At 63.9% G+C, this 17,556-nt stretch carries 15 protein-coding genes; 5 read left to right on the top strand and 10 right to left on the bottom strand.

Going from position 1 to position 17,556, the window contains the following annotated elements; genetic code table 11:
* Positions 1-50 precede the first annotated feature (50 nt).
* Positions 51-1,382 (bottom strand): dihydroorotase, encoded by a 1,332-nt coding sequence (locus tag AC1DX6_RS20005; protein ID WP_477316402.1) that lies wholly within the window; start codon positions 1,380-1,382, stop codon positions 51-53.
* An 82-nt stretch (positions 1,383-1,464) separates the two neighbouring features.
* Between AC1DX6_RS20005 and ygfZ the strand changes: the two genes are divergently transcribed.
* The 3 genes from ygfZ (at position 1,465) to AC1DX6_RS19990 (ending at position 5,170) form a co-directional block, all read left to right on the top strand.
* Positions 1,465-2,325, top strand: coding sequence for a CAF17-like 4Fe-4S cluster assembly/insertion protein YgfZ (gene ygfZ, locus AC1DX6_RS20000; protein ID WP_477316400.1), 861 nt, complete (start codon positions 1,465-1,467; stop codon positions 2,323-2,325).
* Positions 2,325-2,963 carry a YfbR-like 5'-deoxynucleotidase gene (locus tag AC1DX6_RS19995; protein ID WP_477316398.1) on the top strand — a complete coding sequence of 213 codons (639 nt, stop codon included), beginning with the start codon at positions 2,325-2,327 and terminating at the stop codon, positions 2,961-2,963. Before ygfZ ends, AC1DX6_RS19995 begins: the two co-directional genes overlap by 1 nt.
* Positions 2,964-3,031: 68 nt before the next feature.
* Complete coding sequence (locus tag AC1DX6_RS19990) at positions 3,032-5,170, top strand: putative bifunctional diguanylate cyclase/phosphodiesterase (protein WP_477316396.1); 2,139 nt, start codon at positions 3,032-3,034, stop codon at positions 5,168-5,170.
* Between the two features lie 7 nt (positions 5,171-5,177).
* On the opposite strand, the gene AC1DX6_RS19985 is transcribed toward AC1DX6_RS19990, so the two are convergent.
* The gene (locus AC1DX6_RS19985) at positions 5,178-6,011 is read right to left on the bottom strand and encodes a helix-turn-helix transcriptional regulator (RefSeq protein ID WP_477316394.1); all 834 of its coding nucleotides are present in this window, start codon (positions 6,009-6,011) and stop codon (positions 5,178-5,180) included.
* A 107-nt stretch (positions 6,012-6,118) separates the two neighbouring features.
* Between AC1DX6_RS19985 and AC1DX6_RS19980 the strand changes: the two genes are divergently transcribed.
* Positions 6,119-7,288, top strand: a complete 1,170-nt coding sequence (locus AC1DX6_RS19980) for an amidohydrolase (protein WP_477316392.1) — start codon at positions 6,119-6,121, stop codon at positions 7,286-7,288.
* Between the two features lie 9 nt (positions 7,289-7,297).
* Here AC1DX6_RS19980 and AC1DX6_RS19975 read toward each other — a convergent pair whose 3' ends face one another.
* Positions 7,298-8,215 (bottom strand): fatty acid desaturase family protein, encoded by a 918-nt coding sequence (locus AC1DX6_RS19975; RefSeq protein ID WP_477316390.1) that lies wholly within the window; start codon positions 8,213-8,215, stop codon positions 7,298-7,300.
* 87 nt (positions 8,216-8,302) lie between these two features.
* On the opposite strand from AC1DX6_RS19975, the gene AC1DX6_RS19970 reads away from it, so the two are divergent.
* Complete coding sequence (locus AC1DX6_RS19970; protein ID WP_477316388.1) at positions 8,303-9,214, top strand: LysR substrate-binding domain-containing protein; 912 nt, start codon at positions 8,303-8,305, stop codon at positions 9,212-9,214.
* A 35-nt stretch (positions 9,215-9,249) separates the two neighbouring features.
* Here the strand turns inward: AC1DX6_RS19970 and AC1DX6_RS19965 are convergent, their stop codons facing one another.
* The 7 genes from AC1DX6_RS19965 to recO all read right to left on the bottom strand — a co-directional run bounded on the left by AC1DX6_RS19965 (position 9,250) and on the right by recO (position 17,436).
* Positions 9,250-9,522 carry a DUF3303 domain-containing protein gene (locus tag AC1DX6_RS19965; protein WP_477316386.1) on the bottom strand — a complete coding sequence of 91 codons (273 nt, stop codon included), beginning with the start codon at positions 9,520-9,522 and terminating at the stop codon, positions 9,250-9,252.
* A gap of 17 nt (positions 9,523-9,539) precedes the next feature.
* The gene (locus AC1DX6_RS19960) at positions 9,540-11,003 is read right to left on the bottom strand and encodes a RimK family protein (protein WP_477316384.1); all 1,464 of its coding nucleotides are present in this window, start codon (positions 11,001-11,003) and stop codon (positions 9,540-9,542) included.
* 5 nt (positions 11,004-11,008) lie between these two features.
* Positions 11,009-12,106 (bottom strand): peptidase C39 family protein, encoded by a 1,098-nt coding sequence (locus tag AC1DX6_RS19955; protein WP_477316382.1) that lies wholly within the window; start codon positions 12,104-12,106, stop codon positions 11,009-11,011.
* A gap of 207 nt (positions 12,107-12,313) precedes the next feature.
* Positions 12,314-13,105 carry an anti-sigma factor family protein gene (locus AC1DX6_RS19950; protein WP_477316380.1) on the bottom strand — a complete coding sequence of 264 codons (792 nt, stop codon included), beginning with the start codon at positions 13,103-13,105 and terminating at the stop codon, positions 12,314-12,316.
* Complete coding sequence (locus tag AC1DX6_RS19945) at positions 13,102-13,620, bottom strand: sigma-70 family RNA polymerase sigma factor (RefSeq protein WP_477316378.1); 519 nt, start codon at positions 13,618-13,620, stop codon at positions 13,102-13,104. Before AC1DX6_RS19945 ends, AC1DX6_RS19950 begins: the two co-directional genes overlap by 4 nt.
* A 175-nt stretch (positions 13,621-13,795) precedes the next feature.
* On the bottom strand, positions 13,796-16,489 hold the full coding sequence (locus tag AC1DX6_RS19940) for a DUF2339 domain-containing protein (RefSeq protein WP_477316376.1): 2,694 nt from the start codon (positions 16,487-16,489) through the stop codon (positions 13,796-13,798).
* Positions 16,490-16,674: 185 nt separating this feature from the next.
* The gene (gene recO, locus AC1DX6_RS19935; RefSeq protein WP_477316374.1) at positions 16,675-17,436 is read right to left on the bottom strand and encodes a DNA repair protein RecO; all 762 of its coding nucleotides are present in this window, start codon (positions 17,434-17,436) and stop codon (positions 16,675-16,677) included.
* Positions 17,437-17,556 lie beyond the last annotated feature (120 nt).

Here is a 17,556-nt window from a genome sequence, read left to right as displayed (position 1 = left end):
TTCCCTTAACGTAGTGGATTTTGCTTAAAAAATCCAACGCGTGGAAACACCTAGCCCGGCAACGCCTCGGAAAACTCCACTGCCCTGCCCTGGCCCGGTGTGACGATCTCACCGTCCCACACGACGCGTCGGCCACGCACGACGGTGCCAATTGGCCAACCGGTAACCTCTTTGCCGTCATAGGGCGTCCAGCCAGCCTTGGAGCCAGCCTGGGCGTTGGTGATGGTCTGCCGGCGCTTCAGATCGACAATGGTGAAATCGGCGTCGTAGCCGGCGGCGATGCGGCCTTTTCTGGCCATGCCGAAGATGCGCTGCGGGCCGTGGCTGGAGAGGTCGACGAAGCGCTGCAAGGTCAGCCGGCCGGCATTGACGTGGTCGAGCATGATCGGCACCAGCGTCTGCACACCGGTCATGCCCGACGGCGAGGCCGGATAGGACTTTGCCTTTTCGACCAGCGTGTGCGGGGCGTGGTCGGAGCCCAGCACATCGACGATGCCTTGCGAAATGCCATGCCAGACGCCGTCGCGGTGGCGCGCGGCCCGCACCGGCGGATTCATCTGGATCAACGTGCCCAGCCGCGCGTAATCGTCGGCGCTCAGCGTCAAATGGTGCGGCGTCGCCTCGCAGGTGGCAACATCCTTGTGCTGTTCGAGGAACACGATCTCTTCGGCGGTCGAGATGTGCAGCACATGGATACGGGCGCGGGTCTGTCGCGCGATGCGCACGAGGCGCTCGGTGCAGCGCAGGGCGGCGATCTCATCGCGCCAGACAGGGTGCGATGACGGGTCGCCGTCGATGCGCTCGCCAAGCCGCTCGCGCAGCCGGAACTCGTCCTCGGAGTGAAAGGCGGCACGGCGGCGGGTGTTTCTCAGGATCGAGGCGACACCCTCGTCATCCTCGACCAGCAGGTCGCCGGTGGACGAGCCCATGAACACTTTGATGCCGGCCGCACCAGGCAGCCGTTCAAGTTCGCCGACGTCTTTGGCATTCTCGCGGGTGCCGCCGACCCAGAAGGCAAAGTCGCAATGCATGCGGCCGGAGGCGCGCCGTAGCTTGTCGGCGAGCGCCGCCTCGCTGGTGGTCAGCGGGTTGGTGTTGGGCATCTCGAACACGGCGGTGACGCCGCCCAGCACCGCAGCGCGCGAACCGGTCTCCAGGTCTTCCTTGTGTTCCAGCCCCGGTTCGCGGAAATGCACCTGGCTGTCGACGACGCCGGGCAGGATGTGCAGGCCGCGGCAGTCGATCGTCTCGCCGGCCGAGGCCTGGCTGAGATCGCCAATTGCCGCGACGCGGCCGCCGCTGACGCCGACGTCGCGAATACCCTCGCCGTCATGGTTGACCACCGTGCCGCCTGTCAGGATGAGGTCGTAGGTCGTGGCCATGTGGCTCCGGTCTCTTGCGGGGGGAGTATCAGCGGCTTACGTAAAGGCCGACCGTTTTGCAAGATCAGGCTGCTTTTCACCCATGCCCTTTGCCCTGCTGAGAGACCGCGCCCTCATTTCCGTGTCAGGCCCGGATGCCGAGCATTTTTTGCAGAACATTCTCACCACCGACCTCGACGTGCTCCGCCCCGGCGAGGCAAAGCCGGGTGCGCTGCTTTCGCCGCAAGGCAAGATCCTGTTCGACTTCCTGATCTCGCGCACCGGTGACAATGGCTTTCGCCTCGAATGCCGCGCCGAGGTCGCGGATGATTTCATACGCCGGCTCATGCTCTACAAATTGCGCGCCAAGGTCGAGATTGCCAAGGTCGATCAATCACTTGTCACTGTCGCCTGGGGCGACGATTCAACTGCCTCACAATCTGATTCAACTGATGTCGCGGACACGCGCTTTGCCGACGCGGCCGTCAGGCGCGTCTACGGCGGCGGCGCCCAGAATGGCGACCTCATCGCATGGCAGGCCCTGCGCATCGCCCATGGCATCGTAGAAAGCGGGACCGACTACCAGCTAAGCGACGCCTTCCCGCACGATGTGCTGCTCGACGAGATCGGCGGCGTCGGCTTCAAGAAAGGCTGCTATGTCGGCCAGGAGGTGGTCTCGCGCATGCAGCATCGCGGCACCGCCAGACGACGGGTGTTGATCGTGCAGAGCCAAAGCCCCCTGCCCGCGCCGGGCACGGAACTGACGGTTGCCGGACGGCCGGTCGGCACGCTCGGCTCGACCGCCGGCACGACCGGCCTCGCCATCGCCCGCATCGACCGCGTCAAGGCGGCGCTCGATGCCGGCCAGCCTGTCATGGCCGGTGATGTCACCGTCTCGCTTGCCATTCCGGCCTGGGCAAAGTTCGGTTTTCCTAGGGAAGCCGTCGGCGCGGAGGAGGCCTGATGGCGCCCGACCGCGCCGGGGCGCCACCGCGCGCCTGGCAGCGCATGCTGTCGGGACGGCGGCTCGACCTGCTCGATCCCTCGCCGCTGGACATCGAGATTTCCGACATCGCCCACGGGCTCGCCCGCGTCGCCCGCTGGAACGGCCAGACCCGCGGTGAGCATGCCTTTTCGGTCGCCCAGCATTCGCTGCTGGTCGAGGCGCTGTTTTCCGAGCTGGTGCCCGACGCCATGCCCGATGCCATGCTGGCGGCGCTGCTGCACGACGCACCGGAATATGTCATCGGCGACATGATCTCGCCGTTCAAATCGGTGATGGGCGGCAGCTACAAGGATTGCGAATTGAGGCTGCAGCACGCCATCCATCAGCGCTTTTCGCTGCCGCAGGAACTCGGTGTGACGCTGCGCAAGGAGATCAAGCGCGCCGACCAGATCGCCGCCTATTTCGAGGCGACGCTGCTTGCCGGTTTTTCAACCGCCGAGGCAACCGAGTTCTTCGGCCGGCCGCGCGGCTTCAACGCCGAGCGCTTCGATGTCACCCCGCGCTCGGTGACCTGGGCGCAGAATGCCTTCCTCAAGCGGTTTGCGGCGCTTGAGACCAGGCGCCAGGCGGTCATTGCGGCGCATTCCGGTCCCTGAACGAACGGTAAATTAACCGGCGATGGCGACAACTATCCGTGTTTGATCACGGTCTGCAGGCTCGCCTCATGCCCGTCGCTCCTATCGAGGTTGATGCGCCTGTCCCAGGACAGGAGGCCGAAGGTGTGGCTACGCCGCGACCCATCGAAGACGAGCTGCGCGAGCAAAACGAGCGCTTTTCGGCCGCCGTCGAGAACATGTCGCATGGGTTGTGCATGTTCGATGCCGATGAGCGGATGATCATCTGCAACCGCCACTACCTCGACATCTTCTGCCTCGACCCCGCGATCGTGCGGCCCGGCATACGCTTCTTCGATATTCTGCAGCACAGCGTCGAGACCGGCGTCGCCTCGCACAGCGCCGCGGATCTCTATGGCATCCGCAAACCCTATATCGACGGCGCCAGGCCTTCGACCTATGAGGAAACACTGTCGGACGGGCGCATCATCGACATCTCGCACCGGCCGCTGGCGCCGGGCGGGTGGGTGTCGATCTATGAGGACATCACCGAGCAGCGGCGCGCCGAGCTGGAGCTGAAGGAGCAGCATCGCCGCTTCGACGCGGCGCTCGCCAACATGTCGCAAGGCTTGTTGATGTATGACGCCGACGGCAAGATGATCGTGCGCAATGAGCGTTTCCTGGAGCTCTACCAGGTCAACGCGGCCGACTTCCCGTTCGGAACGACGCACCGCGACGCACTCGAAAAACTGCTGGAACTGGGCATCTATGCCAAGATCGACGTCGAGAGCGAAGTCACCAAGACCGAAGCCAGCCTGAAGGCGACGAAAACGCATTCGGCATATCGCCATCTTACAGACGGCAGGACGCTTCTGGTCACACGCCGGCTCATGAGCGGCGGCGGCTGGGTAACGACGTTCGACGACGTCACCGAGCGCCAGCTTGTCGAAGAGCGCATGACCCATCTTGCGCATCACGACACGCTGACCAACCTGCCCAATCGTTCGATGTTCCGCGAACGGCTCGACCGGGCCTTGAGCGAGGCCAAAGGCACGCCACTGGCGATATTCTCGCTCGACCTCGATCGCTTCAAGGCTGTGAACGACACCTGGGGGCATCCGGCCGGCGACTGGCTGCTGAAATGCGTGGCCGAACGGCTGCAGCGCTGCCTGCGCAACGAAACCGATGTCGTGGCACGGTTCGGCGGCGACGAGTTCGCCATCATCCAGTTCAACCCCAAAGGTGCTGCCGACGCCGAGAAACTGGCAAAGCGCATCGTCGACATCATCGGCAAACCATTTCGCGACAAAAGCCGCGACATGCATGTCGGCATCAGCCTCGGCATCGCGCTTTACCCCAATGACGGCGAGGATGCCGACACGCTGCTGAAGAACGCCGACATGGCGCTCTACCGTGGCAAGAGCGAAGGCCGCAACGTCTACCGCTTCTTCGAGCCGGGCATGGACGCGATGGTGCGGGCGCGCCGGTTGCTTGAAAGCGACCTCGAAGCGGCATTGCCGCGGCGCGAGTTCGCGCTGGATTTCCAACCGATCATGAACATCGCCTCCGGCGACATCGTCGGCGCCGAAGCCTTGATGCGCTGGCATTCGCCGACCCGCGGCCTGATAGCCCCTGACGATTTCATTGCGGTCGCCGAAGAGACCGGGCTGATCGTGCAGCTGGGAGACTGGGCGTTGCGCAAAGCCTGCACGGTGGCGGCGGGCTGGCCGAACGGGCTGCGCGTCGCGGTCAATGTTTCGGCGGTGCAGATCAAGAGCGGCGGCTTTGCCCGCAGCGTCATCTCGGCGCTGGCATTTTCCGGCGTGGCGGCCAGCCGGCTCGAGCTGGAAATCACCGAGACGGTGCTGATGGACGAAAGCGACACGGTGCTGAAGACGCTCGGGCAGCTACGCGATCTCGGCATCCGCATCGCGCTCGACGATTTCGGTACCGGCTATTCCTCGCTCGGCTATCTCCGGCGCTTCCCCGTCGACAAAATCAAGATCGACCGCTCCTTCATCCGCGACATCGACAGCCACGAGACCGCGGCGATCGTGCGCACCATCATCGGGCTTGGCAAGGAGCTTGGCATCACCGTTACCGCTGAAGGCGTCGAGACCGATGCCCAGTTGGACACGCTGCGCAGATATGGCTGCGTCGAGGCGCAGGGCTACCTCATCGGCGTGCCGTCGAAGGTGGCGGATTTCAACCGGCTGATGAAAACCAGCGTGCTCAGCCAATCTGGCTGAGGCTATGTCAGCCAGCGCGCCTGAACATCCCCGGCGTCATGCCATGCGCCGCACGGAAAATGCGGGAGAGATGGCTCTGGTCGGAGAAGCCAGCTGCAAAGGCGGCATCGGCGAGACTTGAACCTTGCTGGATCAGCAGATTGGCGCGGCGCAATTTCCGGTCGCGGATGACTGCCGCAGGCGTGAGACCCACCACTTTCCTGAAATCCCGGATCACCTGGAACCGGGTCACGCCGGCGGCTTGAGCGAGCCTTTGTAGGTCGAGTTCAGCGGTGAGGTTGTATTCGATCACCTGCTCATAGATCGAGAACCTGCTTCGTGACCCGAAACTTTCGACCGCCTCGCGCCGCCGGTCGCCCCAATCGCCATAACGAAGGATGAGTTTGCGCAAGGCGACGAGCATGGATGTTTCGGCGCTGGTCGCGTCACCGGATGTCGAGCCCTGGTGCGCCAGGGCGACCGCCTGGACGAGATCGCCGTCATCGATGATCGCTTGTGAAAACAGCGGCGGACGATCTTGCCCCAGTTCCTCAGCGACCGTGCTCATCAGCGGGACCGAGGGGTAGAAGGTCCTGTAGGCCCAGCCTTCATCGGCACCCGCCTCGCCGTCATGCCACACCTCTGGATTGACGATTAGCACCGTACCTGCCGGCGCGACCACGCTCTGGCTGCCGATGCGGACGCGCTCGCATCCTTGTGTGATCAGCGCGATCACGTAGGTCGGATGCGTGTGCAGGTCGTAGCGATGCCGGGTGAAGCGCGCCTCGAGCATGCCGAGATCGCGAAAGCGAGGATGGCGCCAGAACTGCGTCGTCTCTGCCTTGGGATCCGGAATTCTCACCACGGTCAATCCTGTTCAAGACGCTGCCGATCCCAGCCTCTATTTCCTTGTCGGCACCCGCAACCCAAACCGTACCGAGTTTATGTCGACCAGGAAGGAGAGTGCAAATGCTGCACAACGACCCCGTCGCTGCCCTCACACCGGAGGTGATCGCCTGGCGGCATCATATCCACGCCAATCCCGAACTCGGCTTCAACGAGCATGAGACCGCGCGCTTCGTTGCCGACCGGCTGCGCGCCTTCGGGCTCGACGAAGTCCACGAAGGCATTGGCGGTACCGGCGTGGTCGGCGTTCTCAGGAGCGGATCAGGCTCGCGCGCGATCGGGCTGAGGGCCGAACTCGATGCCTTGCCCGTACAGGAAAAGACAGGATTGCCCTACGCTTCGAAAAAGCCAGGCGTGATGCATGCCTGTGGCCATGACGGCCACACGTCGATGCTGCTCGGCGCCGCAAAACTGCTGACCGACAGCCGCGCGTTTGACGGCACCGTCTATTTCATCTTCCAGCCGGCGGAGGAGAATGAAGGCGGCAGCATGCGGATGATCGAGGATGGGGTTTTCAAGCGTTTTCCGGCGGAAGGCGTCTATGCCGTGCACAACTGGCCAGGGGTCCCGCTGGGGACGATTGCCACCCGCGTTGGCCCGATGATGGCGGCCGTCGACAATTTCGAACTGAGTTTTGAAGGCACCGGCGCGCATGCCGCCATGCCGCAACTTGGCGATGACCCGATCCTGGCAGCCGGAGCCTTCGTCCAGGCTGTCCAGCGCGTCGTCAGCCGCTCCGTCGATCCGCAGACCGCGCTGGTTGTCTCGATCACGCAGATCCATGGCGGCAATGTCGGCAACATCGTGCCAGGCAAGGTCTGGCTGCAAGGAACCTGCCGCTTCTTCGAACCCGCGCTGTCGGACCATTGCGAAAAGCGCATCGGCGAGATTGCGCAAGGGATCGCCGCCACACATGCCCTGACCAGCAAGCTCATCTACAGGAAAGGCTACCCGCCGGTGATCAATACGTCGGCTGCGACAGCCCGAGCCGTTCAGGCCGCTGCCTCCGTCGTCGGCCGCGAACAGGTCGAGACCGAATTCAGCCCCAGCATGGGCTGCGAGGATTTCGCCTACATGATTCGGGAAGCCGGTGGCTGTTACGCGTGGATCGGGGCCGGCAATGTCGGGCCCGGCGAAGGGCTACATGGCGACCGCTATGTCTTCAATGACGCGATCGTTCCCACCGTGCTGCGCTACTACGTCAATCTCGTCGAGCAGACCCTGCCAAGGTGACCACCTGAGTCAGCGCAGCGTCTCGATGTACTTTTCATGGAAGCTGACATAGCCGGGTTCAACCACCTTGAGATGGCGCTCGATCAGGGCGTGAAACTGCGGCAATTGATGGAAGGGCACGCCCGGATAGGCATGGTGCTCGGCGTGGAAGGGCATGTTCCAGGCCAGCTTGCGGACAAGCCAGTTGGTAAGCGTGGTCCTGGTGTTCTCCAGCATGTTGGCGACCAGCGCGCAACGACCATGCTCGGCCAGCAGATAGAGCCGCAGGAACGGCTGTCCGAGCAGCGCCGGCAGGATCCAGACATAGACCAGCACCGTCGCCTTGAACCATAGCGCCAGCACGAGCACGACGGCATAGAAGGCGATCATTGCGCGCGCCTCGGCGCGCACCTTGGGGTGGCCCTTTGGCGGCACGTAGCTGCCGCTGCATTGTCCGGTGGCGTTGATGTAGAGCGTCTTGAAATGTCCCCACCACAGCGGAATCCCGGAGACGTGGATCAGATACTGCCGCCAGGTCTCGGGCTTGGGAAAGGCCAACTCCGGATCGTTCTCCGGATCCTGGGTGAAACGGTGGTGTGCGAAGTGGAAATAGCGGAACCAGTCGGCCGGCAGCACGATCGCAAGGCTGCAAGCGCGCGCCACCAGATCGTTCAGCCGCTGCGTCTCGAAGGCTGTACGATGCACTGTCTCGTGCAGCAGCGTGAACAGGAAGACGATCAGTATGCCTTGCGGCAGCATCAGCAGCGGCCAGTAAGGAACTTTCACGGCGATCAGTGCGCCGAGGACGACGATCGCACCCCAATGCGCGGCGAGCTGGACCAGCCCAAGGCGATCCGACTTGGCGGTCAGCCGGTCGCGCTGCTGCTGCGTCAGCGACGCGATTACGTCGCGATGATCCCTGGGTTCATTTTGGGCTGATGTGTTCATGCAGCCAAGCTACTCCAACAAGAAACCTTTCGAAAAACGAGTATTTATGCAAAATAGGTAAGCTAAACTTATCTATTGGATCGACGAATGGCCATGCTTCCATCGCTGAAAGGACTTCAAGCCTTCGAGGCAGCTGACCGCTCCGGCAGCTTTGCCGCGGCGGCGGACGAACTCTCGATCTCGGCGGCCGCGGTCAGTCAGCTCATCCGCACCGTCGAAGAACAGATGGGCCGCAAGCTGTTCCACCGGGTCAACCGCCGCGTAGTGCTGACCGAAGCCGGCGTTGAGATGCTACCCAGGCTGAGCATGGCGTTCCAGGAGATCGGCAGCGTCTCGCGTGAGCTGGGCGGCGATGCGTTCCGCCCGCGGCTGGTGGTCTCGGTGCCGCCATCCATGGCGATGGGCTGGCTTTCCCGGCGTCTGGCCGGCTTTGTCGCCAGCCATGGCGCCGTCGACATATCGCTCCGAGGCGACGACGACCCGGTGTCGTTCGACCGCGAGCTGATCGATATCAGGCTCTCCTACGGCCCGCATTATCGCGACCAGCCGACCCAAGATATCGTCAGGGACGCCGTCTATCCCGTCTGCGCGCCCGGACTTGTCGGTGAGATCAAGCCCGAAGGCCTCGCCGGACTGCCGCTGATCCACACGGATTGGGGGCCGACCGGCGCGTCCTTTCCATCCTGGCGCAACTGGTTCGAGGCGGGCGGCGTTGCGCCCGGCCGTGCCACACAGCGCGGCCTCTCGGCCAACTCGTCGCGGGCAGCACTCGACCTTGCCATCTCAGGGCTGGGTGTGGCGCTGGCGCAAGGCGTCTTTTGCGCCGAGGCGGTGGAGGATGGCAGGCTGGCCAGGCCGGTCGCCGGCTCGATCGAATTGCGCCAACCCTATTGCCTGACGATCCCGGAGCGAAGCGCAAGGCGCGACGTGGTGGCAGCATTCCGCACTTGGCTGATCGAGGAATGCCTGCGCTCGGTGGGCTCGCCGGCGCTCCGTTGATGGCTTGCGGAGCTTGGAGATGGGCGGTTGACCACTCAGAGATGGCTAGCCAATGCCGCTGTCATGTCCTTGCTCGTCGCCACGGGAATGATCTCAAATTCAACCAGGTCGGCCCATTCGATGACCCAGCGCTGCAGCAGCGTTACGTCGTCGGCTTCGACCAAAAGGAAGCAGCGGCTCATATCCGCCGCGATCCAGGAGTGGTGCACGACAAGCTCGTCCGGCTTCAGGCGGCCACGGTCGCGAAAGCGGCGGTAGATCTCCTTGCGATCGCAGCCGGTGAAATCCTCGATCACGATGAACTGCATCTTTTCCCCTCGGTGAACTACCGCCCGGGACGGTCGAGCCGTTCCAGGAACCACTGTGTCAACCGCACCCAGACCTCGTCCTTTTCGCCAGAGTCCTCCCAGCCATGGTCGAGATTGGGATTGTCGTTGACTTCGATGACGAAGACACCGTCCTTGGTTTCCTTGAGGTCGACGCCGTAGAGGCCATCGCCGATGCAGCGCGCCGCCTTGACCGCCGTCTCGACGACATGGTGCGGCGTCTCCTTCAGCGTGAAGGTCTTGATGCCGCCCTGGTCGGGCTTGCCATTGGCCTTGTGGTTGACGATCTGCCAATGCTTCTTGGCCATCAGATAATGCACCGCAAACAGCGGCTGGCCACCCAGCACGCCGACGCGCCAGTCATATTCGGTCGGGATGAATTTCTGCGCGATCAGAAGGTCGGAATCCTCCAGCCATTCGGTGGCGAGCGTCTTCAGCTCTTCCAGGTTCTCGCATTTCTTGACGCCGCGCGAGAAGGAGGAATCCGGGATCTTCAGCACCAGCGGGAAGCCCAGCGTCTGCGCCGCCACTTCGAGGTCGGAAATGCCGGCGATCATCACCGTCGGCGGCACCGGCACCTTGTTGTAGGTCATCAGTTCGTTGAGATAGACCTTGTTGGTGCAGCGGATCATCGACAGCGGGTCGTCGATGACCGGCATGCCTTCCTGCTGGGCGCGGCGGGCGAAGCGGTAGGTGTGGTTGGAGATCGAGGTGGTCTCGCGGATGAACAGCGCGTCGTAATTGGCGAGCTTGGCCAGATCCTTGCGAGTGATCGGCTCGATTTCGACGCCCATCTTTTCAGCGATCTTGGCCCAGTAGCGCAGCGACGAAATCTCCGACGGCGGCAGTTCCTCATGCGGATCGACCAGCGTGGCGAAGGTGTAACGCGCCGGCGTGCGGCCCTTGGTGTCGCGCCACTCGCGGTTGGTGTAGGTCTCCAGGCACTGGATGAAGTGTTTTTCTTCTTCCTCGGTCATCCTGGCCAGCGGATGAAAACCGATCTTGCGGATCGAAGCCCATTCGGCGCTATCCCTGATGTGAACTTCCAGCGCCGGAGCGCGAAACCAGTCGAACAGAAGTTTGGCGAAGCGGTCCCAGATCTTGGACGGGCCGATGCCGAAGAAGATGCAGACTTTCTGCGGAAAGGCGCCGCCGAGATCCTTGCGGCATTTGTTGAGCGCCAGTTCCAGTTCCGGCAGCGCGTGCTCGTAGAGCTTGCGCTCCGACAGGTCGATCATGGTCTCGACCGTCGGGATGACCTTGTGGCCGCGCGAACCGGCCAGCAGCGAGGCATAGTAGCCGCGGCTCTGGTAGCCGTAATTGTTCGACAGGTTGATGACCTTCGGCCGCTGGCCGCGAAACAGCGACGGATGCGCAAGATATTCGCGATTGGTGATGATCTTGTGCGGCGTCGCCACCTGGTCGAGATCGCTCTGCCGGCCGGTTAGGATGACCCAGGTCATTGTTATCAGCGTTTCCCAAGAGTGATGGCGGCGCGCAATCCGTCGCGGCCGAACTGCGCCATGTTCATGAAGATGCCGTAAGGCACGGGAATGTTGGCGGCATCAAGGATGGTCTCCTGCCTCTCATCCTCGACCCAGGGATCGTGGATCAGGATATGGTCGCCATCGTCGCCAATGGCCAGCACCCAGTGCGGAACCTTCTTGCCGAACATCAGGAAGCCGCTGATCAGCACCAGCACCAGTTTTCCCTCCGCGATCGCGCTGCGGATATCGTCAATGGCGAACGAACGGTAATTCACCGGGATGCCGTATTGTTCCGCCCGGCGGCGAAAGTCGACCTGCGCCAGTTCCATCACCCGGCGCTTGTCTTCGCTGCGCACCGACTGCAGGAACAGCGCGCCGTAGAAAGACACGTAGATTTCCGCCGAAAGCCCGCTTTCATAGCCGGATACGGCGAGGCCGAACGGCTCACAGCCGCCTGGTCCCGACATCATGAAGACAGTGGTCGATTCGCGCCACAGCCGAATCTCCATGACCGGGTCGGGCACGAAGCCGGCATCGAAATTGGCCATCGCCATCATCAGGCAGCAAGGGCCACAGGTGAATTCGCAGGTCTGCTGGTAGAACGGCACCTTGGTGGCGACCGGGATGTCGCCACGCAAGGTCTTTTCGTAGCGCAGCGCCGTGGCGCCGTCCTCGTAATATTCAGGTTCACGGCCGATCTTGCGATAGCCGCTCTGCTCGTAGATGCGGATGGCCCGAGCGTTGTCCTCACGCACCTCGAGGCGAAGCATCATGCGGTCGTGCTCGAAGGCGGCCTCTTCCGCCTTTTGCAGCAACATGCGGCCAATGCCGCGGCCGCTGAAAAAGGGGCTGGTGGCGATGGAATAGAGCCGGGCGACGCCGCTGCCCTTGCGAAACAGCACAACCGCATAACCGGCGACGCGGCCGTCGTCTTCGGCGACCAGCATTTCGGCGGTCTCGCGCTCGATCAGCAGGCGAAAGGAGCGGCGGGAAATGCGGTCGCTGTCAAAAACGACCTTCTCGATGGCGGCGAGGTCATCGACGTCGGACGCGCGGGCCGTGCGAATCTCGGCAGGCATGCGGGCTCGGAAAACCTCGATTGGGTTGTAGAAAAGGCCCTGGTCGAAAACGTCGCAAACACCAGCCGAAAAACCGGCATTCATCAATGCGCTATCGCACCTCGATTAGGGCCGAATTGTGACAGTTTCGCTATAGGTCAGGCGCCGCAAATACTCTGAACAGTATCCGCTTTCGATACTGGCGCCGACTTCGGAAAACGGCACGGTTCAACTGGCTAGGCCGGCCAGAAGCTGGCCGTAGGCGCTCTTGGCCACGGCGGCCAGCCGCTCGCGCGGCAACGAGCCGACGACGGCGCAGCCATAGCCCTTGTCCAGCCAGTAGACCGCCTCGGGCCCATCGGAGTCGGCCATGTAGGTGCCCTTCGTCTTCTCGGCCGATTCGGCGGTGACGAACAGCGATATGCGCTCGCCCTTGGCGTCCTCGTAAAGCAGCATCGCCGCCTTACCCTGGCCGGCAGGCAACAGCCGGCCGCCGACGAGCTGGAAGCCTTCAGCCACCAGATCCGGCGCGACCAGTTTGAGGCCGACCCGGTTGGACAGCCAGGTCTGCAGATGATCCTTGTCGCTGGCCGGCACTTCCACCGCATGCCGCTGTTCGGCGGCATAGATGACATGGGCAGCGATTGCCGCCTCGGCCAACTGGTCGTCGGCGCCGTCGTCCCGGCCAATCCCATCGATGCCGGCGAAATAGCCGCCCACACCGCCAATGACGAGAACCGCCGCAGCCGCGGCGGCAAGCCACCAGCGCGAACGCGGCACAGTCACTCTTGCCGGCGCATCGCCAAGCACGATTTGCCTCAGCCGCGCCGGCACCGGCTCGTCGAGCACACCGGCGAAGGCGGCACGCAATGCGGCGCGGTCCGCCGTGTAGCGGACGCTCCTTGCCTTCATTTCGGGATTGGCATCAAGCCAGGCGTCATAGGCCATACGCTCGTCGCTCGGCAGTTCGCCGTCGAGGGCCATGTGGATGTCGCGCTCGGAAAAATCGCGGCGGGTCATTTGTCAACGATCCTTATCGCGCGGCGGCGCGCCGTGTCGTCCAGCAGCCCGCGCAACTCTTCACGCCCGCGCGCAATGCGCGACATCAGCGTGCCGGCGGGCACGCCAAGAATGTTGGCGGCTTCGGCATAGGAAAAGCCCTCGATGGCGACCATGACAAGTGCGGCACGACGATCGGGGCTGATCGCCTGCAAGGCGTCGATGATCTCGCGCGAGGCGATGCTCTCGACCTGTTCGGCGGGGGCGGCCTGCGCCTCGCCCGCTTCCAGCGGCAGCATCGCGGCCTCGCCGCGTCGGTTCACCTTGCGCATCTGGTCGATGAACAAATGATGCATGATCGTAAACAGCCACCTCCTGGGGCTTTCTCCTGTCTGCCAGTTGTCGAGCCGCATAAGCGCCCGCTCGAGACAGTCCTGAACGAGATCGTCGGCGGAATCGCGGTCGCGCAAAAGCGAGCGTGCGTAGCGGCGCAGTCGCGGTATTTCGCCAAGGATTGCTGCCTTCTTTTCGTCCATGACCGCTGGTTCTGAGGTCGCCTTCGTTGATCCCGATTGAACGCGCGTTCTAAGCGCGGCGCAAGCGGCCAGCGCGAAGCGGTCCGCCGCCCCGGTCACCCAAGCAATGAGATAACGATGCCGGCTGCCGAATTATTCCCGGCCGGACTGAAAATCTTATTGTTCTTGCTTGCCTTTATCCGTTTTCCTTCGCCGCCCGCGTCAGCAGCCGCTGATAGAACAGGCCGATGCCGATCAGCACCGCACCGAGGCCGATGAAGGACAGCGCCCGCAGCACGCCTTCCAGCTCAGACATGTCGAAGATGAAGACCTTCGCCACGGCGACCGAGATCAGCACGGCAGATGCAATGCGCAACACCTGCGACTTCAGCCAGACGCCGGCTGTGAGCAGCGCCACGCCGATGACCAGCCAGAGAGCCGAATAGGTGTAGGTCTCCAGCTGGCCGAGGCCGCTCCACAGGCCGATGAACTCACCCTTGAACAGCCGCCTGACCGAGAGCGTCGCATAGGCGAAGGCAAGCACGGCCGCCACCAGCGCCAGCATCTGCGCATACCATTTCGGCCGCTTGTCCCTGGCGTAGAGCGCCAGTCCGCCGGCGGCGACCGCCGGCAGGAGATAGGCGAGGAACAGCAGGTTGAACACCGGGATGCGGCCGGTCGATTCGTCGGTGAACAGCGGGTTCAGCACCACGAAATGCCTGATGACGACAAAGGCGACCGAAACCACGCCGGCGGCCATCGAACCATAGCGCAGCACCGAGCTTGGCGAGCGCATGTCGATGGCAACCAGGATGGCGCCGGCGCCGATGGCGATCAGCGTGTAGATCGCCTGTTCGGCGAGCGTCATAACACCCGTGTCGATGACGCCGCCATGCATGGCATGGCGCACCAGCATGGCAACGGTCAGCAGTGCAAACAGTGCCGCCGCTGCTTCCATGGCGAGGCGTGGCCGGCCATTGGTGGTGCGGGCCAGCTGCCAGGCGGCAAAGCCGAAGGCGAGCGCCGGCACGCCGTATCCCGGCAACAGCCAGTTGAACACCGGCGTCGTCGACAGCAATTCGGCGCCGACGATGGTCGGATCGAAGGCGACACGGCCGAGCACGGCGATGACCGCGCCGACCGAAATCCAGCCGAGCATCGGATAGCTGCGCCAGCGTGTGGCCAGCGCCGGCACGATGGCCGCGGCACCGACCAGAATGGTGGTCCAGCCGGAACCGAAGGTCATGTGCAGCATCAACAGGCCGGCCAGTGCCGCGCCACCAAGCGCGAAAGACACCGCAGGCCCGCCCTGCAGCGGCGGCTCCTCACCGCGTGCGATCCACTCGCCACCGGCGGCGAAGACCGCGACCAGAAGTGCGGCGGCCGCTGCATAGCCAAGATCGCGGTCGAGATTGCCGTAGGTGAACCACAGTGCCAGCAGGATGACCAGCGGCGCGACCACGCCCCATGCCGCCCAGCATGCCGCGCGGATCCGCGCCGAGGCGACGAAGTGGCGTGCGGCCCAGAAACCTGCGCCGATGAAGACCAGGCCGAGGCCGAGACCGATGTGCAGCGTCCAGGCATTTCCGGCCGTCACCGGCAGGCCGTCAAAGCCCAAATTGCCTTGGGACAAACCGGAGCCGATGGTGGTGGGCGGAATGATGCCGAGATAGATCATTACGCTCACCACGCCGGCGGCGTGCAGCAGCGGCAAAGCGCGCGGCCTATAAAGTGCGGTGGCGACGAGGGCGACGAGGACAAACGCGCCCGGCACGGCATCGCCGGCGGCGACAAGGGTGGAGTCGACGGACAGGCCCAGCGCCGAAAACGCAACGAAAACGCCCGGCACGATCGAGGGCCAGTCGAAGCCATTCTTTGCAGTTTCCGCCTCGCCGACACGACTGCCTAGCCAGATGAAGGCAAGCGCCGCCAGCGTCACCGCATTGATGAACAGAATGACGGCAAGCTCGGCGGCGGGCGCGCTCATCATGTAGGCGATGGTCCAGGCGCCGGTGCCGAAGAAGGCCGCCGCCATCAGGAATTTCCAGTCGCGCATGCGGGCGATCACCGCGGTGGCGGCCAGCACGATCGCGAGATAGACGAACAGCGCCCATGGATTTGGCGCCTGCGAGGAGACAAGCGCCGGCGTCGCCATCGAGCCAACAAGGCCGATGCCGGCCAGGGCCTGGCCGTGGACGAGAGCGGCGACAATCGTCGCCACGCCGATGGCGCCAAGCACGGTGAAGGCGAAGGCCGGGCCGACGAAACCGTAAATGGCGTGCGCAGCGTAGACCGTGCCGAACAGGACGAAGGCGCCGGCCGCAGTGAGGATCGCCGGAATATAGGCGCCGGCAGCCCCTTGCACCGGCACCTTGAAGCCGGTTCGCCTGATAAACTCGCCGCCGGCGATCAGCACCAGCCCGAGCACCGCGGCCATGGCCAGCCGCACCTCGGGCCCAAAAATGCCAGCCTCGATGGTGTAGCGGATCAGGAACAGGCCGCCCAACGCCAGCGCGATGCCGCCGACCCAGACCGCCCAGCGGGTGCCGAGCGCCGTTTCGATGTCGGGCTTTTGCGCGGCTTTCGCCGCTGCTGCCGGTTTGGGAGGTTCGGCTGCGGCCGGTGCCGGTGCCGCTTCCGCTTCCGGCGCCAGCGCCGTGACGGCCTCGCTCACCGATGGCGCCGCCACATCGGCAACGGCGGCAACTGCCGGAGCTGCGTCCGCCGGCTCGGCCGGTTTGATCTCAGGCAGCACGGCATGCGCGCCTGAAAGGACGAGGCTGCGCAGCGCGCCAAGCTCACGCTCGATCAGGCCGATGCGGCTCTGCTGGCGCGAGACGATGACGAATATCGCAATGATGACGACAAGGCCGATCAGGCTCTCAAACATGGCGGTTCCCCCAAACCAGGCCAGTTTTCACTGACATTCAAATGCGGCGGCCAAGCGGCCAGCCAAATTCAACGCGCCGCCAGATTGGCGGCTGGAAAGATCGAGCATGTTTCAGTGCCGAAAGCCAGCAGCTTGCCATTGGCATCCTTCAGGCGAAACCCGGCCGGGATAAAGTTCGACTTCGCTCATGCTGCGGTTTCTCCGGCAATCGCCTTGCCCCGCGCATGGTGCTTGCGCAAGGCGGCGAGGAAGCCGACACGGGCGTCGGGCGGCTCGATGCCGCGCGGCTCATAGACATGGCGGGCAAAGAAGAAGCCGGTCAGCCGAAACGCGTCTTCCACCGCCGCCGGGTCGGCGCGCAGGCCCGAGCCACGCTGCAGGAAGGCCGGCAGCGCCAGCATCTTGTCGTGCCACGGCGCGCCTGCCTCACGCGACACGGCGCGGCCGGATTTCGGCGAGACATAGGCAAGATCCTGTCGGCTGCCGGTTGCCGCGCACTGGCTGAGATCGAGGCCGAAGCCGAGTTCGTCGAGGATCAGCAGTTCGAAGCGCGCCACCAGTTCGCCGGCGGCGTCGGGATCGTCGAGATGGACGATCATCACCGCAAGCGTCTCAAACAGGCCGCCATGGGCGTCGCGCTCGGGCAAAAGGCGCAGATGCTGGGCCATGGTCTGCAGGCCGTAGACGGCGATGGCGCTGTCCATCAGCCGGGCGGCGTTCATCTCGATCGCCTCGGCCTGGAAGGTGCCGAGATGCTCGTCGAGCCGCGCCCGCCACAACAGGTCGACGCGGTTGCCGGGCTGCAGGACCGGCTGCTGCTTGCGCGAACGGCCGCCGCGCACGAGGCCGAGATGGCGGCCATGCGCACGCGTCATCACCTCGAGAATGGCGCTGGTTTCGCCATGCTTGCGGGTGCCGAGAATGATTCCCTCGTCGCGCCATTCCATGTGGAGAGCTTGTCACCGGTTCGGTGGTGAAATCAAGATTTGGCTGAGCCTGGCGCAGGAATGCAATCGCCGGCGGCGCCAGCAATATCGGAAATTCATCAGAAACCCCTCGGGATTTTT

It is taken from the genome of Mesorhizobium sp. P2_C4 (assembly GCF_056404575.1).
The sequence above is the reverse complement of the archived record's forward strand: the minus strand, read 5'-3'. Positions and strand labels throughout refer to the sequence as shown.

Excerpts from the sequence above, each read along its gene's own strand:
- AC1DX6_RS20005 (WP_477316402.1), bottom strand. The coding sequence starts at position 1,382 with ATGGCCACGACCTACGACCTCATCCTGACAGGCGGCACGGTGGTCAAC.
- ygfZ (WP_477316400.1), top strand. The coding sequence starts at position 1,465 with ATGCCCTTTGCCCTGCTGAGAGACCGCGCCCTCATTTCCGTGTCAGGC.
- AC1DX6_RS19995 (WP_477316398.1), top strand. The coding sequence starts at position 2,325 with ATGGCGCCCGACCGCGCCGGGGCGCCACCGCGCGCCTGGCAGCGCATG.
- AC1DX6_RS19990 (WP_477316396.1), top strand. The coding sequence starts at position 3,032 with ATGCCCGTCGCTCCTATCGAGGTTGATGCGCCTGTCCCAGGACAGGAG.
- AC1DX6_RS19980 (WP_477316392.1), top strand. The coding sequence starts at position 6,119 with ATGCTGCACAACGACCCCGTCGCTGCCCTCACACCGGAGGTGATCGCC.
- AC1DX6_RS19975 (WP_477316390.1), bottom strand. The coding sequence starts at position 8,215 with ATGAACACATCAGCCCAAAATGAACCCAGGGATCATCGCGACGTAATC.
- AC1DX6_RS19970 (WP_477316388.1), top strand. The coding sequence starts at position 8,303 with ATGGCCATGCTTCCATCGCTGAAAGGACTTCAAGCCTTCGAGGCAGCT.
- AC1DX6_RS19965 (WP_477316386.1), bottom strand. The coding sequence starts at position 9,522 with ATGCAGTTCATCGTGATCGAGGATTTCACCGGCTGCGATCGCAAGGAG.
- AC1DX6_RS19960 (WP_477316384.1), bottom strand. The coding sequence starts at position 11,003 with ATGACCTGGGTCATCCTAACCGGCCGGCAGAGCGATCTCGACCAGGTG.
- AC1DX6_RS19955 (WP_477316382.1), bottom strand. The coding sequence starts at position 12,106 with ATGCCTGCCGAGATTCGCACGGCCCGCGCGTCCGACGTCGATGACCTC.
- AC1DX6_RS19950 (WP_477316380.1), bottom strand. The coding sequence starts at position 13,105 with ATGACCCGCCGCGATTTTTCCGAGCGCGACATCCACATGGCCCTCGAC.
- AC1DX6_RS19945 (WP_477316378.1), bottom strand. The coding sequence starts at position 13,620 with ATGGACGAAAAGAAGGCAGCAATCCTTGGCGAAATACCGCGACTGCGC.
- AC1DX6_RS19940 (WP_477316376.1), bottom strand. The coding sequence starts at position 16,489 with ATGTTTGAGAGCCTGATCGGCCTTGTCGTCATCATTGCGATATTCGTC.
- recO (WP_477316374.1), bottom strand. The coding sequence starts at position 17,436 with ATGGAATGGCGCGACGAGGGAATCATTCTCGGCACCCGCAAGCATGGC.